Source organism: Acidimicrobiales bacterium, from assembly GCA_035540975.1.
Lineage (GTDB): Bacteria > Actinomycetota > Acidimicrobiia > Acidimicrobiales.
This window is the reverse complement of sequence record DATLFN010000102.1, coordinates 1-20,203: the sequence shown is the minus strand read 5'-3', so window position 1 is coordinate 20,203 and position 20,203 is coordinate 1. Positions and strand designations below refer to the sequence as shown.

Here is a 20,203-nt window from a genome sequence, read left to right as displayed (position 1 = left end):
GGCGATCTCGGGCCCCTCGGGCCCGCCCTCGGTGGCTCCCGTGCCCACGCGCTTGCCGGTGACCGCCCGGTCGTCGGCCTGCTTGGGGAACTCGAAGGGGGTGACCGCCTCGACGGCGGTGGCGACGGCGTCCTGAGCGGCGCCGGGAAGCGCACCGGCGGCGCCGGCAGCCGTGAGGCCGACGACCGCGGCGACGCCGGCGACCGCCGCCCGGACGGCGCCGGGCCCGCGCCGGCGCGACCCGGCCGGCCGCAGCCCACGCCCGCCTGCGTGGTCTGCGGCCGCCGGTGCGCCGCCGCCGTCGGGGGCGAAGCCGAGCTCCAGCATGGAGGCGAGCCGAGGCGAGGGGACGGGGACGGGCCCCGTCGCCTGGCTGCGCAGCTCCCCGACGAACGCCACCAGGGAGGCGAGCTCGCCACCGGCCCCGTTGCCGGCGAGGAGCGCCTCGATGGCGGCATCGTCGAGAGAGTCGCTTCGGCTCATTCAGCCGGGTAATCGCCGGCGGGGCTCAGAGGGTTACGCCCTCCTGGTCGAGAATCTTCCGGAGCGCGGCGACCGCCCGGTGCTGGAGCGACTTGACGGCTCCCGGGGTCTTGCCGATGGCGGTCGCCACCTCCTCGATGGTGAGGCCTCCGACCAGGCGCAGCACCAGCACGTCCCGCTGGTCGGGCGCCAGGCGGGCGCAGAGGGCCCGGACCCGGTCGGCTCCGAGCCGGCGCAGGGCGTCGTGCTCGGCGCTGGCGGCCATCGGCGTCCCCGGCCCGTCCCGCCCCGACGGCGCCCGGGCCCCACCGTCGTCGCTCGGCAGCTCCACGGGGCGGGGGTGGCGCGCCGCCCGGCGCCGCTCGTCGAGGAGCCGGCGGTGGGCGATGGTGAACACCCACGCCCGGAACGCCTCCTCGTCGCCCCGGAACGAGCCCAGGTTGCGGAACACGCCCACGAAGACCTCGCTGGTCAGGTCCTCGGGCTCCGCCGCCCCCTGCACCCGGAGGTAGCCGGCCACGGCCGGGGCGAGGGCGCGCCAGAGGCGCTCCGCCGCCCAGCCCGAGCCGGCACGGGCGGCGGCGACGACCGGGTCGAACTGCCGACCAAGATGCTCCGGATCCCCGGGACGCCCTGCGTACACGGCCACCTCTCCCACAGCACCGCCCGCGGCGAACCGACGGGAGGCATGGGCAGAGACCCTAGGCCGTGATCGCAGGCCGTCGCCCCGCGGGGGCCCGGCAACTTCACAACCGGCCCCTCCTGCCGATGCTCCCCCCGTGGGCGTGTACGAGGCTGTCCAACTCCTGGAGCTGGGCGGCTTCACGGCCCTGGCCGCCGCGTCGTCGCTGCGCTGGGCTCGCCTCCGCACCGGGGCGGCGGCCTGGATGACGGCCACGTTCACCGTGCTCGCCGGGGCCGTCCTGGCCGGGCGGTTCCTGCCCGCCTCGGCCGCCGGCGACGCCGGCTACGCCGCCCTCGCCCGGGCCGTCGTCGTCCTGCTCGGCCTCTTCCCCTACTGCCTTTTCCGCTTCGGCGCCGCGTTCGGAGGCACCCGCCGCCGCACCGACGTGGGCGCCCGGGTCGCCACCGGCATGCTGCTGCTGGCCACCACCGCCCTGCCCGGCTTCCCCGGCGACGGCGAGGCTCGGCCGTGGTGGTTCGTCGCCTACACGGCCTGGTTCGTCCTCCAGTGGACGGTGCTGTCGTCCCTGGGCGTGCGCGGCCTGTGGCGGGCGGGATCGGGGCAGGCCGCCGTGGTCCGCCGCCGGATGCGGATGCTGGGCGTCGCCGCCGTGTTGTTGAACGCCGGCCTGTTGTTGGTGGCCGGCGGCGACTTGGGAACGTCGGGCCGGGTCTCCCTGGCCGGCCAGCTCCTCGGGCTGGTGAGCGCCGGGCTGTTCGTCGTCGGGTTCGCGCCGCCCCGCTCGCTCCGCACGGTCTGGCGCCGGGAGGAGGCCGACCGGCTCCGACTGGCCGAGGCCGACCTGATGCTGGCCGACACCACCGACGCCGTGGCCGCCATCGTGCTCCCCCAGGCGGCCGCCATGCTGGGCGCCCGCTCGGCCGTGCTGGCCGACGCCGGTGGTGCCGTCGTGGCGGCCCACGGCGTCGACGACGAGGGGGCGCGGGCCCTGGTCTCGCGGGCGGGGGCGCTGCACGCCGCTCGCCGGGTGCCCGCGTCCGACGTCGTGGCCGTCGCCGCCAGCGACGGGCTGCTCGTCGTACAGGGGAACGCCACCACGCCGATCTTCGGCCAGGACGAGGTGGTGATCCTCGAGACCCTGGGCCACCTCACCGGCCTCGCTCTCGACCGGGCCGACCTGGTGGCCCGCGACCGGGCGGCCCAGGCCGAGCTGGCCGAGAAGGAGGCGCTCCTCGCCGAGGCGCAGCACACCGCCCGCCTGGGCAGCTACCGCTGGGACCTGGTCACGGGCGAGGTCGACTGGTCCGACGAGATGCACCGGCTCCTCGGCTTCGACGCGGGCGAGGTGCGGGACCACGCAGCGGCGTTCACGTCGCGGATCCACCCCGACGACGTCGAGGCCGTCGAGGCCGCCTGGGCGGCCTCCCGCCGGGGCGATCCACCCATCTCCATGCGCCTGCGGATCGTCCTCCCGGGCGGCGACGTGCGATGGATCGACGCCCACACCCAGCTCCTCACCGACGAGGACGGCGCGCCGGCGCGGCTGGTCGGCACCATGCAGGACGTCACCGACCGGAAGCTGGCGGAGGACGCCGTCGCCCACCAGGCGCTCCACGACGGGCTCACCGGGCTGCCCAACCGCCGCTTGTTCCTCGACCGGCTGGAGCACGCCCTGGCCGCCCGGGCCCGGACCAGCTCGGGCGTCGCCGTTCTCTTCATCGACGTCGACCGGTTCAAGTGGCTGAACGACAGCCTCGGCCACGCCGCCGGCGACGAGCTGCTGGTCGAGGTGGCGCGCCGCCTGCGGGCGTCGGTGCGCCCGGGCGACAGCGTGGCCCGCTTCGGGGGCGACGAGTTCGTCGTCCTGTGCGCTGAGCTCAACGGGGTTCCGGCCGCCGAGCGGCTGGCGGCCCGTTTCGCCGCCGAGCTGGCCCGGCCCGCCGAGGTGGCCGGCGAGGAGACGATGGTGACCGTCAGCATCGGGATCGCCTACTCGCCGCCCGGGTGCGACGCCGACACGCCGGAGACCCTCGTGCGCGACGCCGACGCCGCCATGTACCGGGCCAAGGACCGCGGTCGCGACCGGTTCGAGACGTTCGACGCCGAGACGCGCCTGCTCGCCGTGGCCCGCCACGAGACGGCGAACGCCCTGCGCCGGGGCATGGACCGGGGCGAGCTGGTCGTGTACTACCAGCCCCAGGTCGACATCACCACCAACCAGGTGGTCGGTGTCGAGGCGCTCGTGCGCTGGCGCCACCCCGACCGGGGGCTCCTCCCGCCGTCCGAGTTCGTCCCGGTCGCCGAGGAGACGGGGCTGATCGTCCCGCTCGGCGTCTGGGTCCTCACCGAGGCGTGCCGCCAGGTCTGCGAGTGGCAGCCCTCGGACCCCTGGCGCCACCCGATCGGCCTCTGCGTGAACCTCTCCGCCCGCCAGCTCATGGCGCCCGACCTGCACGACGTGGTGGCTGCCGCGCTCTCGTCGTCCGGCCTGGAGCCGTCGCTGCTGTGCCTCGAGATCACCGAGAGCGTGCTGCTGGAGGACGCCGTCGCCAGCGCGCGGGCGATGCACCGGCTGAAGGCGCTGGGCGTCGACGTCGGCGTCGACGACTTCGGCACCGGGTTCTCGTCGCTGACCTACCTGAAGCGCTTCCCCGTCGACATCTTGAAGATCGACCGCTCGTTCGTCGAGGGCCTGGGGACCAGCCGCGAGGACCGGGCCATCGTCGCCGGGGTGGTCGACCTGGCCCATGCCTTCGGGCTCACCGCCATCGCCGAGGGGGTGGAGACGATCGACCAGCTGGCCGAGCTGCGGGCCATCGGGTGCGAGCAGGGCCAGGGGTACCTGTGGAGCCAGCCGCTGTCTGCGGCCGACGCCGAGCGCTGGATCGCCACCCACTCCGTCTCCCCCGGCCCCCTGCGGCCCCGCCAACTCGCCCTCGTGTCGTCGGGAACCCGGCCGTGCCGGGTGCTCCTCGTCGACGACGATCGCTCCGTGCGAGCGCTGCTGCGGTCGCTGCTGGAATCGGACGGCTTCCAGGTCGTCGGCGAGGCCGACGACGGTCGCCAGGCCATCGCCCTGGCCCGCCACCTCGAGCCCGACCTGGTGCTGCTCGACCTCGCCATGCCGGGCATGGGAGGGCTGGAGGCGTTGCCCCTCATCCAGGCCGTGTGCCCGGGCGCCAAGGTGGCCGTCCTGTCGGGCCTCGACGCCGCGGACGTGGCCGACTCGGCCGCCAGCCAGGGCGCCACCGCCTTCTTCGACAAGACCGACGTCCCCGACCTCCTGGCCGGCCTCCTGCGCTACGTCGTCTCCACCTGAACCTGCTGTCACCGCCCTCACCGCGCCGCCGCCGCCGCGTCCGCCAGCGGACGCCCGCGCCGCTCCCCCTACCGTGACCGACGGTGGGGCCGGAGGTACCCGATCGGGCCAGTCGGCCTAGTCCGAGCGGAATGTGCCTAGGCGAACCGGGAGGAGATGCCTACGTTCGACAGGTGCGGCACCGTTCGGTGCCGCCCGCGACCTGGTGGAGGACGACGCCGATGATGCCGGGATCACTCCGGGCGACGAAGAAGCCGTGGGGCCACCTCTGGCTGGCGCTGCCCGCGCTGGCCGCGTTCCTCGCCGGTTGGGCGGCCGTCGCCCGCGACGGCGGCAGCCTCCTCGACGGGGTCGTGCGCACCGTGGCGAGCGCCCTGCTCATGGGCGCGGCGGCAGGCGTCGCCCACCTGGTCGTCGAGCAGCGCAACGCGGAGCGGCACGCCTCCATCCGGGCCGAGATCGCGGCCAGCGGGGGCCTGCGCCACCGGTTGATGGTGTGACGCCGCCCGTCCTCGTCGGCAGCCGTTCCGGCCGGAAAATTCCGGGAGGACCGACGAAAACCAGGATTCGGCCTCGACACCGCCGTTCAGGACGATAGGGTAGGGACGTCCCGCCCCCCGGGAGCTACGGAGCCCCTGGTTCGCCCAGGGGCTCCGGCGCGTCCAGGCTGTGGTACGGGCGCCGGGCGCCGTGCGGGTGAACGCGACGGGGTAGGTGGTGGCCATGGCCCTCGACGCCGCCCCGGCGGCCCAGACTGCTCCGGTGGCGCTCCCCCTCTCCCGCTCCGAGGAGGCCAAGGCCCGGCAGCTGTCGGCGGCCAAGCGCCGGGCGACCGCCCTGCTGGCCGGCGTCGCCGTCGTCTTCGTCGCATCCACGGTCGCCGCCGGCGACGGCGGGTGGGCCGAGTGGGTGCGGGCCGGCTCGGAGGCGGCCCTGATCGGCGGCCTGGCCGACTGGTTCGCGGTGACGGCGCTGTTCCGCCACCCGCTCGGGGTCCCGGTGCCCCACACCGCCATCGTCCGGGAGCGCAAGGACCAGTTCGGGGCCACCCTGGGCGCCTTCGTCCAGGAGAGCTTCCTCACCCCCGACTCCGTGGCCGAGCGGGTGCGAGCGGCGGCGGTGGCCAGGCGGGCCGCCGACTGGCTGGCGGCGCCGGCCAATGCCGGGCGGGTGGCGGGCCACCTGGCCGACGCCCTGGTGGCGGTGGCCGACCTGGTCGAGGACGAGGAGGTCCACCGCCTGCTGGAGGACGTGGTGCGCGGCCGGCTGGAGTCGGTGGCGCTGGCACCCCTCGCCGGCCGGGCCCTGCGCTTCGCCACCTCGGACGGCCGCCACGACGAGGCGCTCGATGCCGCCGTGAACGGTCTCGACCGCTGGCTCGACGAGCACCGGCTGGAGCTGGCCGAGCGCTTCGGCCGCAGCTCGCCGTGGTGGCTCCCCGGGGCGGTGGAGCACCGCATCTTCGAGCGACTCCTGGACGGCGCCCGCTCGGTGCTGCGGGAGGTGGCCGACGACCCCGGCCACGATCTCCGCCGCCAGCTCGACCAGCGACTGGCCCGCCTGGCCGAGGAACTGGAGACGTCGCCCGAGCTGCGGGAGCGGGGCGAGCGCCTCAAGGCCGAGCTGCTCGAGCAGCCGCAGCTGCGCGACTGGGTGGCGTCGCTGTGGGCCGACGCCAAGCCGCAGCTGGGGGCCCAGGCGGCCGACCCGGCGTCCGCCCTGCGGACGCGGTTGGAGGCGGCGCTGGCGGCCGCCGCCCGCCGGCTAGCCGACGACCCGGCGTTGGTGGGCCGGGCCCAGGAGGGGGTCGAGACCGCCGCCCGCTACGTGGTCCGCCACTTCTCGGGCGAGATCACCCAGCTGGTCGGCGGCACCATCGCCCGCTGGGACGGCGAGGAGACCTCCCGCCGGCTGGAGCTGCTGCTCGGGCCCGACCTCCAGTACATCCGCATCAACGGCACCGTCGTCGGAGGCGCCGCCGGCCTCGGCCTGCACGCCGTGGCCAGGGCCCTCGGATGAGCCCGCCCGGCGCGCCGGCGTCGCTACCCTTGACGGGGATGCCGGCCGACGACGTGGTGCGGCTGGACGGCGTCCGGCGCACCTTCGGCGACGTGGTGGCCCTGGACGGGCTATCGCTGCGGGTCGCCCCAGGGACCGTCACCGTGCTGCTCGGGCCCAACGGCGCCGGCAAGACGACGGCCGTCCGCATGATCACCGGCGCCCTGCCTCCCGAGCACGGGACGGTCGCCGTGTTCGGCCTCGACCCCACCGTCGACGGCGAGAACGTCCGTCGCCGCTGCGGGGTGGTCTCGGCCAGGTCGGCCCTGTACGACCGCCTGTCGGGCTACGACAACCTGCGTTACTCGGCCGAGCTCTACGGGCTCGGGCCGTCGGCGCCAATCGAGGCCAGCGCCGCCCGCTTCGGGATCGACGCCGCCCTGTCCCTGCGGGTCGGCGGCTACTCGACGGGCATGAAGACCCGCCTGGCCCTGGCCCGCGCCGTCCTCCACGACCCCGACCTGCTCCTCCTCGACGAGCCCACGTCGGGCCTCGACCCCGAGTCGTCGCACGCCGTCCTGCGCCTGATCGACGAGATGGCGGCGGACGGCAAGACGGTGGTCATGTGCACGCACCTGCTGCTCGAGGCGGAGGGTCTGGCCGACCAGGTGGTGATGCTGGAGGCGGGCCGCGACCTGGTGTCGGGCTCGCCCGAGGAGCTGGTCGCCCGCTACTGGCCCCACCCCACGGTGGCCGTCGACGCCGAGAACCGGGAGGCGCTGGACGCGGCGGCCGGCGCTCCCGGGGTGCTCGGTTACGAGCGCAACGGCGCGGGGGCCGTGGTCACCGTGGACGACCTGAGCCGCGTGCCCGACCTGGTCGCCGGGCTGGTGGCGGTCGGGGCCCGGCTGCGCCGGGTGACGCCCCACGAGCCGACCCTCGAGGAGCTCTACTTCGCCGTCCGCCGCCGGTCGGCGGACGTCGGGGAGGAGCCGTGAACCGCCGGCGGATCTTGACCGTGGCGAGGACGGACCTTCGCCAGCTCCGCCAGAGCCCGGACTTCTGGGTGCCGATGATGATCCTGGCCGGGTTCTTCTTCGTCGTCGCGCCGGCCGTCCTCCTGTCGCTCATCACGGCGGCCGAGACCTCGCCCGCCATCCAGCGGGTGGCGACGGCCGTCGACGTGCTGCCCTCGGCCGCCCGGGCGGCGGTGGAGGGCAAGACCAGCGACGCCGCCGGGCAGACGTCGTACGCCCTGGCCGTCTACCTCTTCGCCCCGCTGGCCGTGATCGTGCCCATGACCATCTCGACGGCGGTGGGCGCCAACACGCTGGTGGGCGAGAAGGAGCGGGGGACGGGGGAGTTCCTGGCCCACTCGCCGGCCAGCGACCGCGAGCTCTACCTGGGCAAGCTGATCGCCAGCCTCGTGCCCGGCTACCTCACGACGATGGTCGGCTTCGGCGTCTACTCGCTGATCGTGAACCTCATCGTCGGGCCGCGGGTCGGCGGGTGGTTCTTCCCCACGTCCGAGTGGTGGGTGCTGATGGTGTGGGTGGTACCACCGTTCCTGGCCCTCACCCTCTCGGTGGTGCTGCGGCTGTCGGCCCGGGTGAAGAGCTCGGCGGCGGCCCAGCAGGCGTCGGGCCTGGTGACCCTGCCGCTGATCATGGTGTCGTACGCGCAGTCCAGCGGGTTCATCTTCGGGACGACGGCGTCGGGCATCGGCATCGGGCTCCTGGTGTGGGTCGCCGCCGCCGTCGGCCTGGCCCGGGGTGCCCGGGCCGTCACCCGCCCCCGCCTCCTCGGCATCGACGGCCGCCTCTAGCCGCTTCGGCGCCGCCGCCCGGCCGGGGACGTCAGCCGTCGAGGCCGGCGCGGGGGTCGGCGTCGCCCAGGGCGGCGGCCAACGCCTCGACGGCCCGGCGCTGCTCGGGCGTCAGGGTGGGCGGGACGGCGACCTCGACGGTGACCAGCAGGTCACCGGCCGGCGCCCCGCCGGCCGCGGGGACGCCGCGGCCGCGCACCCGGAACGTCCGTCCCGACGGGGTCCCGGGCGGGACCCGCAGGGTGACGGGGTCGTCGAGGGTCGGCACGGTGACGACCGTGCCCAGGGCCGCCTCGGGGAACGTGACGGGGACGGTGACGGTGACGTCGCGACCCTGGCGGCCGAACCGCCGATGGGGCTCGACGCGTACCCGCAGGAGGAGGTCGCCGGCCGGCCCGCCGTCGCCCCCGGGCTCGCCCCGGCCCGGGAGGCGGACGGTCTGGCCGTCGTCGACGCCGGCGGGCACGCGGGCACGCACCGTGCGGGGCGCCTGGCCGTCGCCCCCGGCAAGGGTGACGGACCGGGTGGTGCCCCGGACCGCCTCCTCGAGGGTCAGCGGGAGCTCGGCGACCAGGTCGCGGCCCGGGCGGGGGCGGGGCGGGCGCGGCCCGCCTTCGGCCGTGCCACCGCCGAACACGTCGCCCAGGAGATCGCCGAGGTCGAAGCCGCCGAACCCGAAGCCCCCGCCGTCACCCTCCTCGAAGCGGAACGTGAACCCACCCGGCCCGAACCCCGGCCCGCCGAATCCCGGCCCGCCGAACCCCGGCCCGTCGCCGGGCCCGGGCCCGCCGGCGAAGCCCGACGCCCGCAGCCGGCGGGCCTCGTCGTACTCACGCCGGCGCTCCGGGTCGCCCAGCACGTCGTAGGCGGCCGTGACCTCCTTGAACCGCTCCTCGGCCGCCGGGTCGCCCGGGTTGGCGTCGGGGTGCAGCCGCCTGGCCAGACGCCGGTAGGCGCGGTTCAGCTCCTCGTCGCTCGCCGTCCCGGGGACGCCGAGCACGTCGTAGTAGTCCTTCTCCAGCCACTCGGCCCGAACCGCCATGGCGCGATCGCCCTCCTGCCAAACCTGAGTCGTCCATTGTCAACCCTGGCCCGCCGACCACCATTCCCGGCCGGGGGCCTCGGGCCCGGAGAAGGGGCACCCGCCGGGGGCGGGGCTCAGCCGGGTGAGGAAGGCTCCTGGCCGGCGGCGAGCACCCGTTCCAGGGCCGCCCGCACCGGGTCGACCTCGTCGGGGTGGATGTGGACGGCGAAGTGCTCCTGGATGCCGCGCAGGTGGACGGGGCGCGCCCGGCGGAGGCGGGTGAGACCCTCGGGCGTGAGCGCGGCGAAGGCACCCCGGCGGTCGGTCGGGCAGGCCTGGCGCTCGATGACGCCGGCCGCCACCATGCGGTCGACCAGCCGGGTGATGCCGCTGCGGCTGAGCAGCAGGCGTGACGCCAGGTCGCTCAACCGGAGCCGGTGCTCGGGCGAGCGCTCCAGGTGGAACAGCACCTCGTACCAGGTGAGCGGCAGGTCCTGCTCGGCCTGCAGCTCGTGGTCCAGGCGGTCGACCACGCTGGCGTGGGCCCGGATGAACGCGCGCCAAGCGGCGAGCCGTGGCTCGTCGGGCGTCTCTGCCACGTCCCCACTCTAACCGGCGGAATAAGTTGCCTTAGCAACTGTTGAGAGTTACAGATTCCCGACCTCCAAGGAGCATGCCATGACCACCGCCACCGCATCCCGTGTCCTCGACGGCGTCGCGCTTCCCGCCCCCGGCACCTGGGTCATCGACCCGTCGCACTCCAGCGTCGAGGTCGTCGCCCGCCACATGATGATCTCGAAGGTGCGGGGCCGGTTCGCCGACTTCTCCGGCCGCATCGTCGTCGGCGAGCGGCCCGGGGACTCGTCCGTCGAGGTCACGATCGACGCCGCCAGCATCGACACGGCCGACGCCCGCCGCGACGAGCACCTCCGCGCCGCCGACTTCCTGGACGTGGCCGACCACCCCGAGATCACCTTCCGCAGCACGTCGATCCGTCCCGGCCGGCGCGGTCACTGGGACGTGACCGGGGACCTCACCCTGCGGAGCGTCACCCGGCCCGTCAGCCTCGACGTGGAGCTGGAGGGCATCGGCGCCGCCTACGGGGGCCCCCGGGCGGTCTTCTCCGGCGTTACCGAGGTGGACCGTGAGGAGTTCGGCCTGACCTGGAACATGGCCCTCGAGACGGGCGGCGTGCTCGTCGGGCGCCAGCTCAAGATCGAGCTGAGCATCCAGGCCGTCCCCGAGACCGCCGGGCAATAGCCGCTCAGCCGCTCAGCCGCTCAGCCGCCCCCCGCCACGCCCCCCCACCGGTGGCGGGAGCGGTGAGCGGCTCGTCCTCCAGGTCGTCCACGGCCACGGCGACCAGCACGGCGGTGACGGCGACGGCGGCCGCCACGGCGACGATCCCCAGCCGCCGGTGCGATTCCGAGCGCTCGGTGTCGACCACCACCGTGCCCGCCGCCCGGTCGTGCAGGCCGCGGCGGCGGTCGTCGGCCAGCAGCCAGCCGTAGACGGTGAGGACCCAGAAGGCGCCCACGGCGGCCACGCCCAGGGCCACGTCGACCACCAGGCCGGCCAGGGGCACGACCGCCCGGGTCGCCGCCTGCCACAGGGTGGGCAGGGCGCCCGTGTGGGCGTCGGCGACGCGTGCCCCGAGGGCCAGCTTCCCCAGGGTCTGGCCCCGGGTCGCCGTCATCCCGACGACGTAGGTCAGGTAGACGGCGGTGCTGACGACGGCGGCGGCGGCGGCGTCGAGCGGGGCGAGGGCGAAGGCGGCGAGCTGGAAGGCGGCGCCGTCCACCAGTGCGCCCCCGAGGCGCTGGCCCGGGGTGGCGAGCGCCGCCTGCTCCGCGTCGCCTTCTCCGGGCCCGCCGTCCTCCACCCGGGCGACGGTAGCGGGATGCCGGCACCGGCGACGGGGAAGGAAGCCCGGATGGAGACGCCCGCGCCGGGAACGCTCGTCGTGTGGTCCGACCTCGCCTGCCCGTGGTCCCACGTGGCGGTGGCCCGGCTCCACCGCGTGCGGGCCGAGCTGGAACTGGTCGACGACGTCGTGCTCGACCACCGGGCCTTCCCCCTCGAGGTGCTGAACGAGCGGGGGACGCCCAAGCCCATCCTCGACGCCGAGATCCCGGTGGCCGGGGCGCTGGAGCCGGGCGCCGGCTGGCAGATGTGGCGGCGCCCCGAGTGGCAGTACGCGGGCACCGTCCTGCTGGCGCTGGAGGCGGTCCAGGCGGCCAAGGAGCAGTCGCTGCGGGCCTCGGAGGCGCTGGACCGGGCACTGCGGGTGGCGCTGTTCGGCCGCAGCCGTCCCATCGGCCTGCGCCACGTCGTGCTCGACGTGGCCGGGTCGTGCCCCGAGGTCGACGCCGGCGTGCTGGCCAAGGCGCTGGACGCCGGCACCGCCCGGCGCACCCTGATGGACCAGGCCGAGAAGGCCGCCACCGACGGCGTCCAGGGATCGCCCCACCTCTTCCTCCCCGACGGCACCGATGCCCACAACCCGGGCGTCGAGCTCCACTGGGAGGGGGAGAAGGGCCGGGGCTTCCCGGTGATCGACGCCGACGACCCGTCCGTGTACGGCGACCTCCTCCGCCGGGCGGCCGTCCCCGCCGGCGGGTGAGCGCGGGACCGAATGGCCCCCTGAGGGGGCAGGCACCACCATGGGGCCGTGCTGCAGGTACGTGACCTGGAGGTCGAGGTGGGTGGGCGGCTGGTGGTCTCGGGCGCCACCTTCTCCGTGCGCGCCGGCGAGAAGGTGGGACTGGTCGGCCGCAACGGCGCCGGCAAGACCAGCACGCTCGCCGTCCTGGCCGGCGAGGCCCCCCCGGCCGGCGGCACGGCCCTGCGCCGCGGCTCCCTCGGCTACCTGCGCCAGGAGGCCCGACCGGCGGGCAGCGGCGTGGACGCCACCGCCCTGTCCCACGTGCTGTCGGGACGCGGCCTGGACGAGGCGGCCCAGCGCATCGAGAAGCTGCGCATCGCCATCGAGGAGGACCCGTCGGCGCGCAACGTCGAGCGCTTCAGCCGGGCCGAGGACGCCTTCAACGACGCCGGCGGCTACGCCGCCGAGTCCGAGGTCCGCCGCATCGTGGCCGGGCTGGGCCTCGCCCCCGACCGCATCGACCTGCCCGTGCAGATGCTCTCGGGCGGCGAGCGCCGCCGGGTGGAGCTGGCCCGGATCCTCTTCGCCGGCAGCGACCTGCTCCTGCTCGACGAGCCCACCAACCACCTCGACACCGACGCCGTCGCCTGGCTCATGGGGTTCCTCCGCTCCTACCGGGGCGCCCTCCTGGTCGTCAGCCACGACCTCGCCCTCCTCGACGAGGCCATCACCCGCATCCTCCACCTCGACGAGGGGGACGTCGTCGCCTACAAGGGCACCTACAGCCAGTACCGGACCGCCCGCCGGCGGGACGAGGAGCGCCTGGCCCGGCTGGCCGAGCGCCAGGCGGGGGAGATCGCCCGCCTCAGCTCCCTGGCCGACTCGATGCGGGGCCAGACGCAGCGGCGGGCGAGGGCGGCCAAGTCCATCGACGCCCGGGTGTCACGGCTGGAGGCGGGCGCCGTGAGCGGGCCGACGCGCGAGCGCCGCTACCGCATGCGCTTCCCGCCCGCCCCGCCGTCGGGCCGCCTCGTGCTCTCCGCCGCCGGCGTCACCAAGGCCTACGGCGGACCGCCCGTGCTCGACGACGTGTCGCTCGAGGTCGAGCGGGGCCAGCGCCTGCTGGTGATGGGGCTCAACGGCGCCGGAAAGACGACCCTCCTGCGCATCATGGCCGGCGTCACCGATGCGGACCGGGGCGACGTGCGGCTGGGCCACGGCGTGTCCGGCGGGTACTACGCCCAGGAGCACGAGGGGATCCAAGGCGGGAAGGACGTCATCTCCCACCTGCGGGAGGACTGCGCCCTCGGCGACCAGGAGCTGCGCAACCTGCTGGGGATGTTCGGCCTGGTGGGCGACATCGCCTTCCAGGACGCCGGCACGCTCTCGGGCGGCGAGAAGACCAAGCTGTCGCTCGCCCAGCTGGTCGCCGGGCGCCACAACCTCCTCTTCCTGGACGAGCCGACCAACAACCTCGACCCGCCGTCGAGGGAGGCGGTGGCCGAGGCGCTGGCCGCCTGGCCCGGCGCCATGGTCCTGGTGAGCCACGACGCCGCCTTCGTGGAGGCGCTGGCGCCCCACCGGGCCCTCCAGCTGCCCGAGGGCACGGTGGACTGGTTCAGCGACGACCTGCTCGAGCTGGTCGAGCTGGCCTGAACGCGACGGCGCCGGGGACCTGCGCCCCGAAGGGGCAGGTACCCGGCGACCGGGGACCTTCAGCGCGACCGGAGGCGGCGGCGCTCGGCCCGGGTGAGGCCGTCGTCGGGGCCGGAGGCCAGGGGGGCGTCGTCGCCGCCGGGGTCGGCGGCGGTGAACCGCCGGTCGGCCCCGGCGGAGGTGGTGGGGGCGACGTCGCCGTCGGCGTAGCCGGCGGGCACGCGGTCGTCCTCGCCGCGGTCACGGTCGAGGACGGTGGTGGCGGGCGTGTCACCGGTGCTCACGGGGTCGAGCCGGCTGTCCCGGGCCCGCTCCTCGGCTCGCTGGAGCTCGCGGCGGTGGTGCTCGGCCTCGGCCCGCGCCTGCGCCTCGGGGCCGACGCTGGGGTCGGCGGCCCGGGCCAGGAGCTTGGCGTGCCAGCGCTCCCCCAGGACGCCGCCGACCAGGGAACCCAGCAGCATGGCGAGCAGCGAGCCGAGCCCGGCGACCGTCGCCACGTCCTCCCACTCCTCGCCCGAGGTGGGGATGCCCACGTTGCGAAGGTTTCGGAGGATGTCGTCGCCGTCGGTGAACACGTTGACCAGCCCGGTGACCCCGACGGCGACCAGCAGGCCGAGCACGAACACCATCACGCCGTTGGTGGCGCCCGCCCGGCGGGCCATGCGCCCGGCCACGTAGCCCCCGAACAGGTAGCACACGAGCAGGACACCGGCGACGATGGCGCCGCCCGTGGTGCCCAGGCCCCGCCACTCGTTGGCGGTGAGGTCGGTGTCGAGGCCGGCGGACTCGGCGACGGCGGCGGTGATCGCCAGCAGCACGGCGAACGCCCCGTACGCCACGAGCACGCCGGCCAGGACGCTGACCAGCGAGACGCGTCCCAGGCCGGCGTGGTGCGCCAGCGCGGCCCGATCCCCCCGGGTCTCCACGACGTGCGCCCTCGTGTGTGCCATGGCTGCCTCCTCAGTGCCTGTGGCTGGGACTTCCCCCCGCCCCCGGCGCGGGAAACGGCTACCGGGCCCGGGCCAGGGTGCGCTCGGCGGCCCGGAGGTGGTGGGCCCCGGCGTGCACGCCGGCCCGGGCCACGTCGAGGGCGCTGACGTGCTCGCCGCCGGGGAGGCGGCCCGGCCGGGCCCACTCGGAGGCGGAGGCGCCCTCGACGGCGGCGGCGAGGACGCCGGCGGCCACCGCCACCCGGTCCAGCACGACGTCGAGCGCAGGCTCGCCGGCGGCGGGCGGCGGCCCCGGGTCGAGGTCGACGGTGGGGTCGTCGGCCGTGAGGACGCGGCCGAGGGCGCCGGCGGCGGCGGCCATCCCCGCGGCGGCGGCGAGGGCGTGGCCGGCGGCGGACGGGCCGCCACCCGCCGGCCGGCGGTGGACGATGGCGGGGTCCTCGTCGTCGGGCCGGACGAGCAGGGCGCGGAAGCGCCGGGGGAACGACCGGGCCGCCACGGCGGCGTCCGACGGGCTCACCGTTGACGGGTCGAACCCGCACTCCGGGCAGCGCCCGCCCGCCGAAGCCATGCCGCTACCGTACGCCGGTGCCCGCCAGCGTCGCCCCCGGGGTGGTCGAGATCGACACCCGCCTGGGTGGATGGGACCGGGTCACCGCCGGCTACCTGATCGAGGGGCCGGCGCCGGTCCTGGTGGAGACGGGGAGCCAGACGTCGGTGCCCACCCTGCTCGCCGCCCTCGAGGCGCTGGGCGTCGGCGCCCGCGACCTGGCCGCCGTGGTGGTCACCCACGTCCATCTGGACCACGCCGGCGGGGTGGGCGACGTCGCCCGTGCCTTCCCGACCGCCACCGTCCACGTCCACGAGAAGGGGGCCCGCCACCTGGCCGACCCGTCCCGCCTGGTGGCGTCCGCCGGGCAGGTCTACGGCGACCTCCTCGACGCTCTCTACGGCCGCCTCGAGCCCACGCCGGCCGAGCGCATCCGGGTCCTCGGCGACGGCGACCAGATCGTCGTCGGGCCCGGCCACACCCTCACCGCGGTGGACTCGCCGGGCCATGCCAAGCACCACCTGGCCGTGCACGACTCCGGGAGCGGGCTCCTCTTCGCCGGCGACGCCGTGGGCGTCCGCCTCCCCGACGCCGGCGTGCTGCGCCCGGCCACGCCGCCGCCCGACTTCGACCTCGACCTGGCCCTGCACTCGCTGCGCCGCTTCGCCGAGCGCCGGCCGGCCGGCATCGCCCTGGCGCACTACGGCCTGGTGCCCTCCCCGGCCACGGTGCTGGAGGAGGCGGCCGAGACGCTCAGCCGCTGGGCCGCCGTGGCCGAGCGGGCGTGGCGGGACGGCCGGGACGTGGCCGCCGCCCTGGACTCCGCCTTCGCCGCCGACCTGGTCGGCGTCGACGGCTCGCACCAGGAGAAGCTGGAGACCCTCAACGGCGTCCACTCCAACGCCGCCGGGCTGCGCCGCTGGTTGGAGAAGCGGGAGGGCGTGCCCGCCGAGGGCGGCCCGGGGCGTGCGGTATGACGGTCGAGGCCGTGGTCTTCGACTGGGGCGGCACGCTGGCCGAGTACGCCGGCATCGAGATGATCGACATGTGGCGGATGGCGGCGCGGCACCTGGCGCCCGACCGGGAGGAGGAGGTGCTGGCCCGGCTGGTGGCCGTCGAGGAGGCGTCGTGGGCCCGCATCGCCGTCGACCAGCGCAGCACCACCCTCTCCTCTCTGTTGTCGAGCGCCTCGGCGGACCTCGGCCTCGACGTGGCGGAGGCGGTGCTCGAGGAGGCGGCCACCCACCACCTCGACTCGTGGACGCCCCACGTCCGCCACGACCCCCACGCCGTTCCCACCCTGCGGGCGCTCCGCCAGGCGGGCCTCGGGATCGGGCTCCTCTCCAACACCCACTGGCCCCGCTCGTTCCACGAGCACTTCCTCGAGCGGGACGGGCTGGCCGCGCTCATCGACGTCCGCTGCTACACCAGCGAGCTCGACTACACCAAGCCCCATCCCGAGGCGTTCCGGGCGGTGCTCGACGGCCTGGGCGTCGCCGAACCGTCGCGGGTCGTCTTCGTGGGGGACCGCCCGTACGACGACGTCTTCGGCGCCCGGTCGATCGGGATGCGGGCCGTGCTGCGCCCGAACCCGCTGGTCCCCGGCTTCGACGTGGCTCCCGATGCGACCATCCAGGATCTCCCCGAGCTGGTCGCACTAGTCCGAACTTGGCATGGCGGCGTTCCGAAACAGCCCGTTATACCCGGGCCGAAGTCGGCGTAATCGGGATCTTCGGGACGGGCCGCAACTCTTACTTGACGAGAAGTGATCACTCCCCCATCCTTTGGCACACCGGCGCCGATCGGGCCTGGTTGTCATAACCGGGGAAACTCTTCGAGACAGGTGGGACTGTGAAAAAGAGGAAGTTCGCTGTTCGTCTAGTCGCCAGCGCGGCGGCCTTGTGCCTGACCGCCACGATCGCCGGGCCCAGCCCGGCCGGGGCCCAGAGCGCCGAGGGAGTGGGGACCTCCAGGGCGTCGCACACGCTCCTCGGCCTCCAACTCGGGAACGCCGGTGCGCTCCTGAACCTCGGCGTCCTCGCCGACTCCGCCCAGAGCACCATCGACGTCGAGCAGGGGCCGGCCCACGCGGTCAGCACCCTGGTGCCCGTCTCCCTGGCCTCGGGCCTGCTGCCCGGCCTCAGCAACCTGGTGTCCGCCCTGCCGACGTTCGAGTCGCGCACCCCGGGCGGCAACCCCAACGTCAGCGGCTCCGCCCTCGACCTCGGCGGCCCGTCGGGTCTCCTGGGCCTGCCGCTCGGCCTCCTCGGCGGCTCGCTCATCCCGACCAGCCTGACCTCGGCGCTGGACGCCGACGGCGCCCGCTCCGGCCTCGACGCCAAGCTCGCCGACCTGTCGCTGGTCAGCGGCCTGCTGCAGATCGTCAGCGTCAACAACAAGATGGGCACCGCTGCCGCCCTGCCCGCCGCCAACGGCACCCGGGCGCTCGGCATCGACGCCATCTCGCTGCTGAGCCTGGGCGACCTCCTGGCCGGCCTCAACCTCGACCTGGCCGAGCTGCCCCTCGGCGTCGTCAGCGGTCTGCTCGAGACGCTGAACGTGCCCCTCGCCCTGCCGACGGGAGCCGCCGACCTCCAGTCGGCCGTGGACGGGCTGCTCACGACGATCACCGGCATTTTGGGCCAGGTCGCGGGCGACAACGCCCTGCTGAGCTCGATCGTCGGCGACGTGCCGGCCATCGAGGGCCTGCTCGGCGGCCTGCCCCTCGCCCTGCCCCTCAACGGCCTCAACCTCACCGACGTCAGCTCGCTGAACCTGCCCCTGGGCACGGTCGAGGGCCTGCTGACCACCCTCCAGGACACGCTGACCAACCTGCTCGGCACCGCCCTGAACCTGCTGGACGACCTGACGCTGCTGAAGCTCGACGGCGCCACCATCGGTGCCACGACCAAGGCCACCGACTCGCTGGCCTCGTCGGTCGCCGACGTCACCGGCAAGCTCGGCGGCCTCACGGTCCTCGGCATCCAGCTGCCGGGCGTCGACCTGCTCTCCATCGGCGAGCTGCTGAACGGCGTCACCTCGACCCTCGGCAACGTGCTGTCGGTCATCGACCCCTCGCTGAAGGACCTGGTCCACGTCGGCGTCCTCGAGAAGGCCACCAGCCTCACCACCGCCAACGGGTACAACCAGGCCCTGGCCGGCATCGACGTGCTGAACGTCAAGATCACGCCGCCGGCGATCCTGCAGAACCTGGTCGCCACGCTGACCGGCAACACGGGCCTGTCGTCGCTCGGCAAGCTCCAGGCCGCCGGGGTCGCCAACCCGCTGGGTGAGCTTCCCCTCCTCGGCAGCGGCGCCCTCAACCTGGGCAACCTGCTGAACCTGCCGGCCACGGTGGGCGCCCTCACCCAGGGCCTCACCCTGAAGGTGGGTTCGGTCCAGTCGGCATCCCAGTTCAAGCTGGCCTCCGCCCCGGCGCCCGCCGTCGCGGCCGCTCCGGTCCCCGTGGCCGAGCTGCCCCGCACGGGTGGCGACACCCGCACCCTCGGCATCCTGGCCGCCGGCATGGCCGTGCTCGCCCTGGGCGTGCGCCGCTGGGCCCGTCGCCCCGAGATGGACTGAGATGAAGTGACCGCCGGTCTCGGCGGATGAGGAAGGGGCCCTCGGGGGCCCCTTCCTCGCGCGTGGGCCCGAGTCGCCGTCCGGTACGCTCGGGTGTTCCCGGAGGGGTGCGAGAGCGGCCGAATCGGACGGTCTCGAAAACCGTTGTGGGGGCAACCTCACCGTGGGTTCAAATCCCACCCCCTCCGCTGACTGACCTGGGCTTTCGCACGAAGGCCCAGGTCAGCGGCATGTTCGGCGGCGGTCGGGCAGTGTCCATTGCAGCCATCGGCGAGCCCCCGGACCGCCGCATGGACAACGCTGGCGTCAGCGCGGTTCCGGCGGCTACCGGTCCGCCTCGGTGGGCTCCTCGCCCAGCGGGTGGTCCTCGCCGCCGCCGCCCTCCTCCGGGCCCTCCTCCCGGCCGGCGATGAACGCCTGCTCGGGCTCGGCGCCGGGGCCGAGGAGGACGTCGAGGAGGTCGTCGTGGGGCCGACCGATGACGTGGGCGCTCATGGACGGGTCCTTCCCCCAGGCCGGCGCTTCCTAGACGACCACGGCGGCACGCGCTGCTGCGGCCCGGCGACGGACGTCCCGCCCGGGCTCTTGTGCCCACGAGGGGGTGGGAGAGCGGCCGAAGCGGACGTTGTCGCGAACCGTCCTGAGGCCCGCCTCACCGTGTCAGATCCGACCCCCTCGGCCCGGTGGCGCGTGCCGGCCGTCCCGTGCGGGCGGGCCGGCGCCGGCCGGCGAAGAAGGCGGTGAGGAGGGCGCCCGCCTCGTCGGCCAGCACTCCGTGCGTGACGTCGACGGCGTGGTTCAGTCTGGGATCGGCGCACAGGTTGTAGAGCGACCCGCAGGCGCCCGCCTTGGGGTCGGCGGCGCCGAACACCACACGCGCGACCCGGGCGGCGACCAGAGCACCGGCGCACATGGGGCACGGCTCCAGCGACACGACCAGGGTGAGGGCGTCGAGCCGCCACGTTCCCAGCGCCCCGGCCGCGTCGCCGAGCGCCAGCACCTCGGCGTGGGCCAGCGGGTCCTGTGCCCGCTCCCGCTCGTTGTGGCGGCGGGCCACCACCTCGCCGCCGACCAGGGCCACCGCGCCGACGGGGACGTCGCCGTGCCGGGGAGCGAGGGCGGCCTCGGCGAGGGCCAGCCGCATCGCCTCCTCGTCGGTCACGGCGCCGACCGTAGCGGCCGCCCCCGCCGCTTCCGCCAGGAACCAACGTCCGGGAAGGTGATCGCGGCGGCGGTGGCGAATCTTGCGTGGATCCGTCCGGGCGGCGCTGGGGCCGTCCGGTCGGCAACGGGCGAGGGAGCGGCTTGCTTCGTCAGGGGTGGGGAGCGAGGAAGAATCCGGGCGCGGCGGTCGCCGTGCTGTTCGTGGTGAGCGTCCTCGCCGCCTGGACGCGCCCCACCGACGGCGCCCCGCCTCCGACGGCGGCCCGCACCGAGCCCGCCGTGGTCCCCGCGCCCCAGCCGGTGGTCGCTGAGGGGCCGGAGCCGTCGCCCGTTCCCGCCGCCGAGCCTGCCCCCGCCGCCCCGCCGGCCGTGGTCGAGGCGGTGATGACGCCGCCCCCGCC

Annotated in this window: 21 protein-coding genes and 1 tRNA gene; 12 read left to right on the top strand and 10 right to left on the bottom strand. The window is 75.4% G+C overall.

Annotated elements, in window-relative coordinates; translation table 11 throughout:
- Both VM242_11030 and VM242_11025 read right to left on the bottom strand, forming a co-directional pair.
- Positions 1–483: hypothetical protein (locus tag VM242_11030; protein HVM05696.1), on the bottom strand; the 483-nt coding region annotated here is incomplete at its 3' end.
- 25 nt (positions 484–508) lie between these two features.
- Positions 509–1,132 (bottom strand): sigma-70 family RNA polymerase sigma factor, encoded by a 624-nt coding sequence (locus VM242_11025; protein ID HVM05695.1) that lies wholly within the window; start codon positions 1,130–1,132, stop codon positions 509–511.
- A gap of 130 nt (positions 1,133–1,262) precedes the next feature.
- Here VM242_11025 and VM242_11020 point away from each other — a divergent pair, with 130 nt between their 5' ends.
- From VM242_11020 to VM242_11000, 5 genes are all read left to right on the top strand, one after another.
- Positions 1,263–4,448: an EAL domain-containing protein gene (locus VM242_11020; protein ID HVM05694.1), complete on the top strand. Its 3,186-nt coding sequence runs from the start codon at positions 1,263–1,265 to the stop codon at positions 4,446–4,448.
- Positions 4,449–4,669: 221 nt separating this feature from the next.
- Positions 4,670–4,948, top strand: coding sequence for a hypothetical protein (locus VM242_11015; GenBank protein HVM05693.1), 279 nt, complete (start codon positions 4,670–4,672; stop codon positions 4,946–4,948).
- A gap of 223 nt (positions 4,949–5,171) precedes the next feature.
- Complete coding sequence (locus tag VM242_11010) at positions 5,172–6,467, top strand: DUF445 domain-containing protein (GenBank protein ID HVM05692.1); 1,296 nt, start codon at positions 5,172–5,174, stop codon at positions 6,465–6,467.
- A gap of 38 nt (positions 6,468–6,505) precedes the next feature.
- On the top strand, positions 6,506–7,444 hold the full coding sequence (locus VM242_11005; GenBank protein HVM05691.1) for an ABC transporter ATP-binding protein: 939 nt from the start codon (positions 6,506–6,508) through the stop codon (positions 7,442–7,444).
- Positions 7,445–7,464: 20 nt separating this feature from the next.
- Entirely contained in the window at positions 7,465–8,271 is an 807-nt protein-coding gene (locus VM242_11000) for an ABC transporter permease (protein ID HVM05690.1), read from the top strand.
- 31 nt (positions 8,272–8,302) lie between these two features.
- Here the strand turns inward: VM242_11000 and VM242_10995 are convergent, their stop codons facing one another.
- Positions 8,303–9,313: a DnaJ C-terminal domain-containing protein gene (locus VM242_10995; protein HVM05689.1), complete on the bottom strand. Its 1,011-nt coding sequence runs from the start codon at positions 9,311–9,313 to the stop codon at positions 8,303–8,305.
- A 116-nt stretch (positions 9,314–9,429) separates the two neighbouring features.
- Positions 9,430–9,894, bottom strand: coding sequence for a MarR family transcriptional regulator (locus VM242_10990; protein HVM05688.1), 465 nt, complete (start codon positions 9,892–9,894; stop codon positions 9,430–9,432).
- Positions 9,895–9,973: 79 nt separating this feature from the next.
- On the opposite strand from VM242_10990, the gene VM242_10985 reads away from it, so the two are divergent.
- Positions 9,974–10,555 (top strand): YceI family protein, encoded by a 582-nt coding sequence (locus VM242_10985; GenBank protein ID HVM05687.1) that lies wholly within the window; start codon positions 9,974–9,976, stop codon positions 10,553–10,555.
- Between the two features lie 4 nt (positions 10,556–10,559).
- Here the strand turns inward: VM242_10985 and VM242_10980 are convergent, their stop codons facing one another.
- On the bottom strand, positions 10,560–11,177 hold the full coding sequence (locus VM242_10980) for an RDD family protein (protein ID HVM05686.1): 618 nt from the start codon (positions 11,175–11,177) through the stop codon (positions 10,560–10,562).
- A gap of 51 nt (positions 11,178–11,228) precedes the next feature.
- On the opposite strand from VM242_10980, the gene VM242_10975 reads away from it, so the two are divergent.
- Both VM242_10975 and VM242_10970 read left to right on the top strand, forming a co-directional pair.
- The gene (locus VM242_10975; protein ID HVM05685.1) at positions 11,229–11,918 is read left to right on the top strand and encodes a DsbA family protein; all 690 of its coding nucleotides are present in this window, start codon (positions 11,229–11,231) and stop codon (positions 11,916–11,918) included.
- 48 nt (positions 11,919–11,966) lie between these two features.
- Entirely contained in the window at positions 11,967–13,556 is a 1,590-nt protein-coding gene (locus VM242_10970) for an ABC-F family ATP-binding cassette domain-containing protein (GenBank protein ID HVM05684.1), read from the top strand.
- Between the two features lie 59 nt (positions 13,557–13,615).
- Here the strand turns inward: VM242_10970 and VM242_10965 are convergent, their stop codons facing one another.
- Positions 13,616–14,506 carry a YrzE family protein gene (locus tag VM242_10965; GenBank protein HVM05683.1) on the bottom strand — a complete coding sequence of 297 codons (891 nt, stop codon included), beginning with the start codon at positions 14,504–14,506 and terminating at the stop codon, positions 13,616–13,618.
- Between the two features lie 58 nt (positions 14,507–14,564).
- Positions 14,565–15,077 (bottom strand): DinB family protein, encoded by a 513-nt coding sequence (locus VM242_10960; GenBank protein ID HVM05682.1) that lies wholly within the window; start codon positions 15,075–15,077, stop codon positions 14,565–14,567.
- A gap of 17 nt (positions 15,078–15,094) precedes the next feature.
- On the opposite strand from VM242_10960, the gene VM242_10955 reads away from it, so the two are divergent.
- The 4 genes from VM242_10955 to VM242_10940 all read left to right on the top strand — a co-directional run bounded on the left by VM242_10955 (position 15,095) and on the right by VM242_10940 (position 18,826).
- Positions 15,095–16,033, top strand: coding sequence for an MBL fold metallo-hydrolase (locus tag VM242_10955; protein HVM05681.1), 939 nt, complete (start codon positions 15,095–15,097; stop codon positions 16,031–16,033).
- Entirely contained in the window at positions 16,030–16,779 is a 750-nt protein-coding gene (locus tag VM242_10950) for an HAD family hydrolase (GenBank protein HVM05680.1), read from the top strand. The genes VM242_10955 and VM242_10950 overlap by 4 nt, the downstream gene beginning before the upstream one ends.
- Before the next feature lie 176 nt (positions 16,780–16,955).
- Positions 16,956–18,638, top strand: a complete 1,683-nt coding sequence (locus VM242_10945) for a hypothetical protein (protein ID HVM05679.1) — start codon at positions 16,956–16,958, stop codon at positions 18,636–18,638.
- A 101-nt stretch (positions 18,639–18,739) separates the two neighbouring features.
- Positions 18,740–18,826 (top strand) — tRNA-Ser (locus VM242_10940).
- A 136-nt stretch (positions 18,827–18,962) separates the two neighbouring features.
- Here VM242_10940 and VM242_10935 read toward each other — a convergent pair.
- From VM242_10935 to VM242_10925, 3 genes are all read right to left on the bottom strand, one after another.
- Entirely contained in the window at positions 18,963–19,133 is a 171-nt protein-coding gene (locus VM242_10935; protein HVM05678.1) for a hypothetical protein, read from the bottom strand.
- A 157-nt stretch (positions 19,134–19,290) separates the two neighbouring features.
- Entirely contained in the window at positions 19,291–19,800 is a 510-nt protein-coding gene (locus VM242_10930; GenBank protein HVM05677.1) for a nucleoside deaminase, read from the bottom strand.
- A 151-nt stretch (positions 19,801–19,951) separates the two neighbouring features.
- Positions 19,952–20,203, bottom strand: a 252-nt coding sequence (locus VM242_10925; GenBank protein HVM05676.1) for a hypothetical protein, incomplete at its 5' end; no start/stop codon positions are given.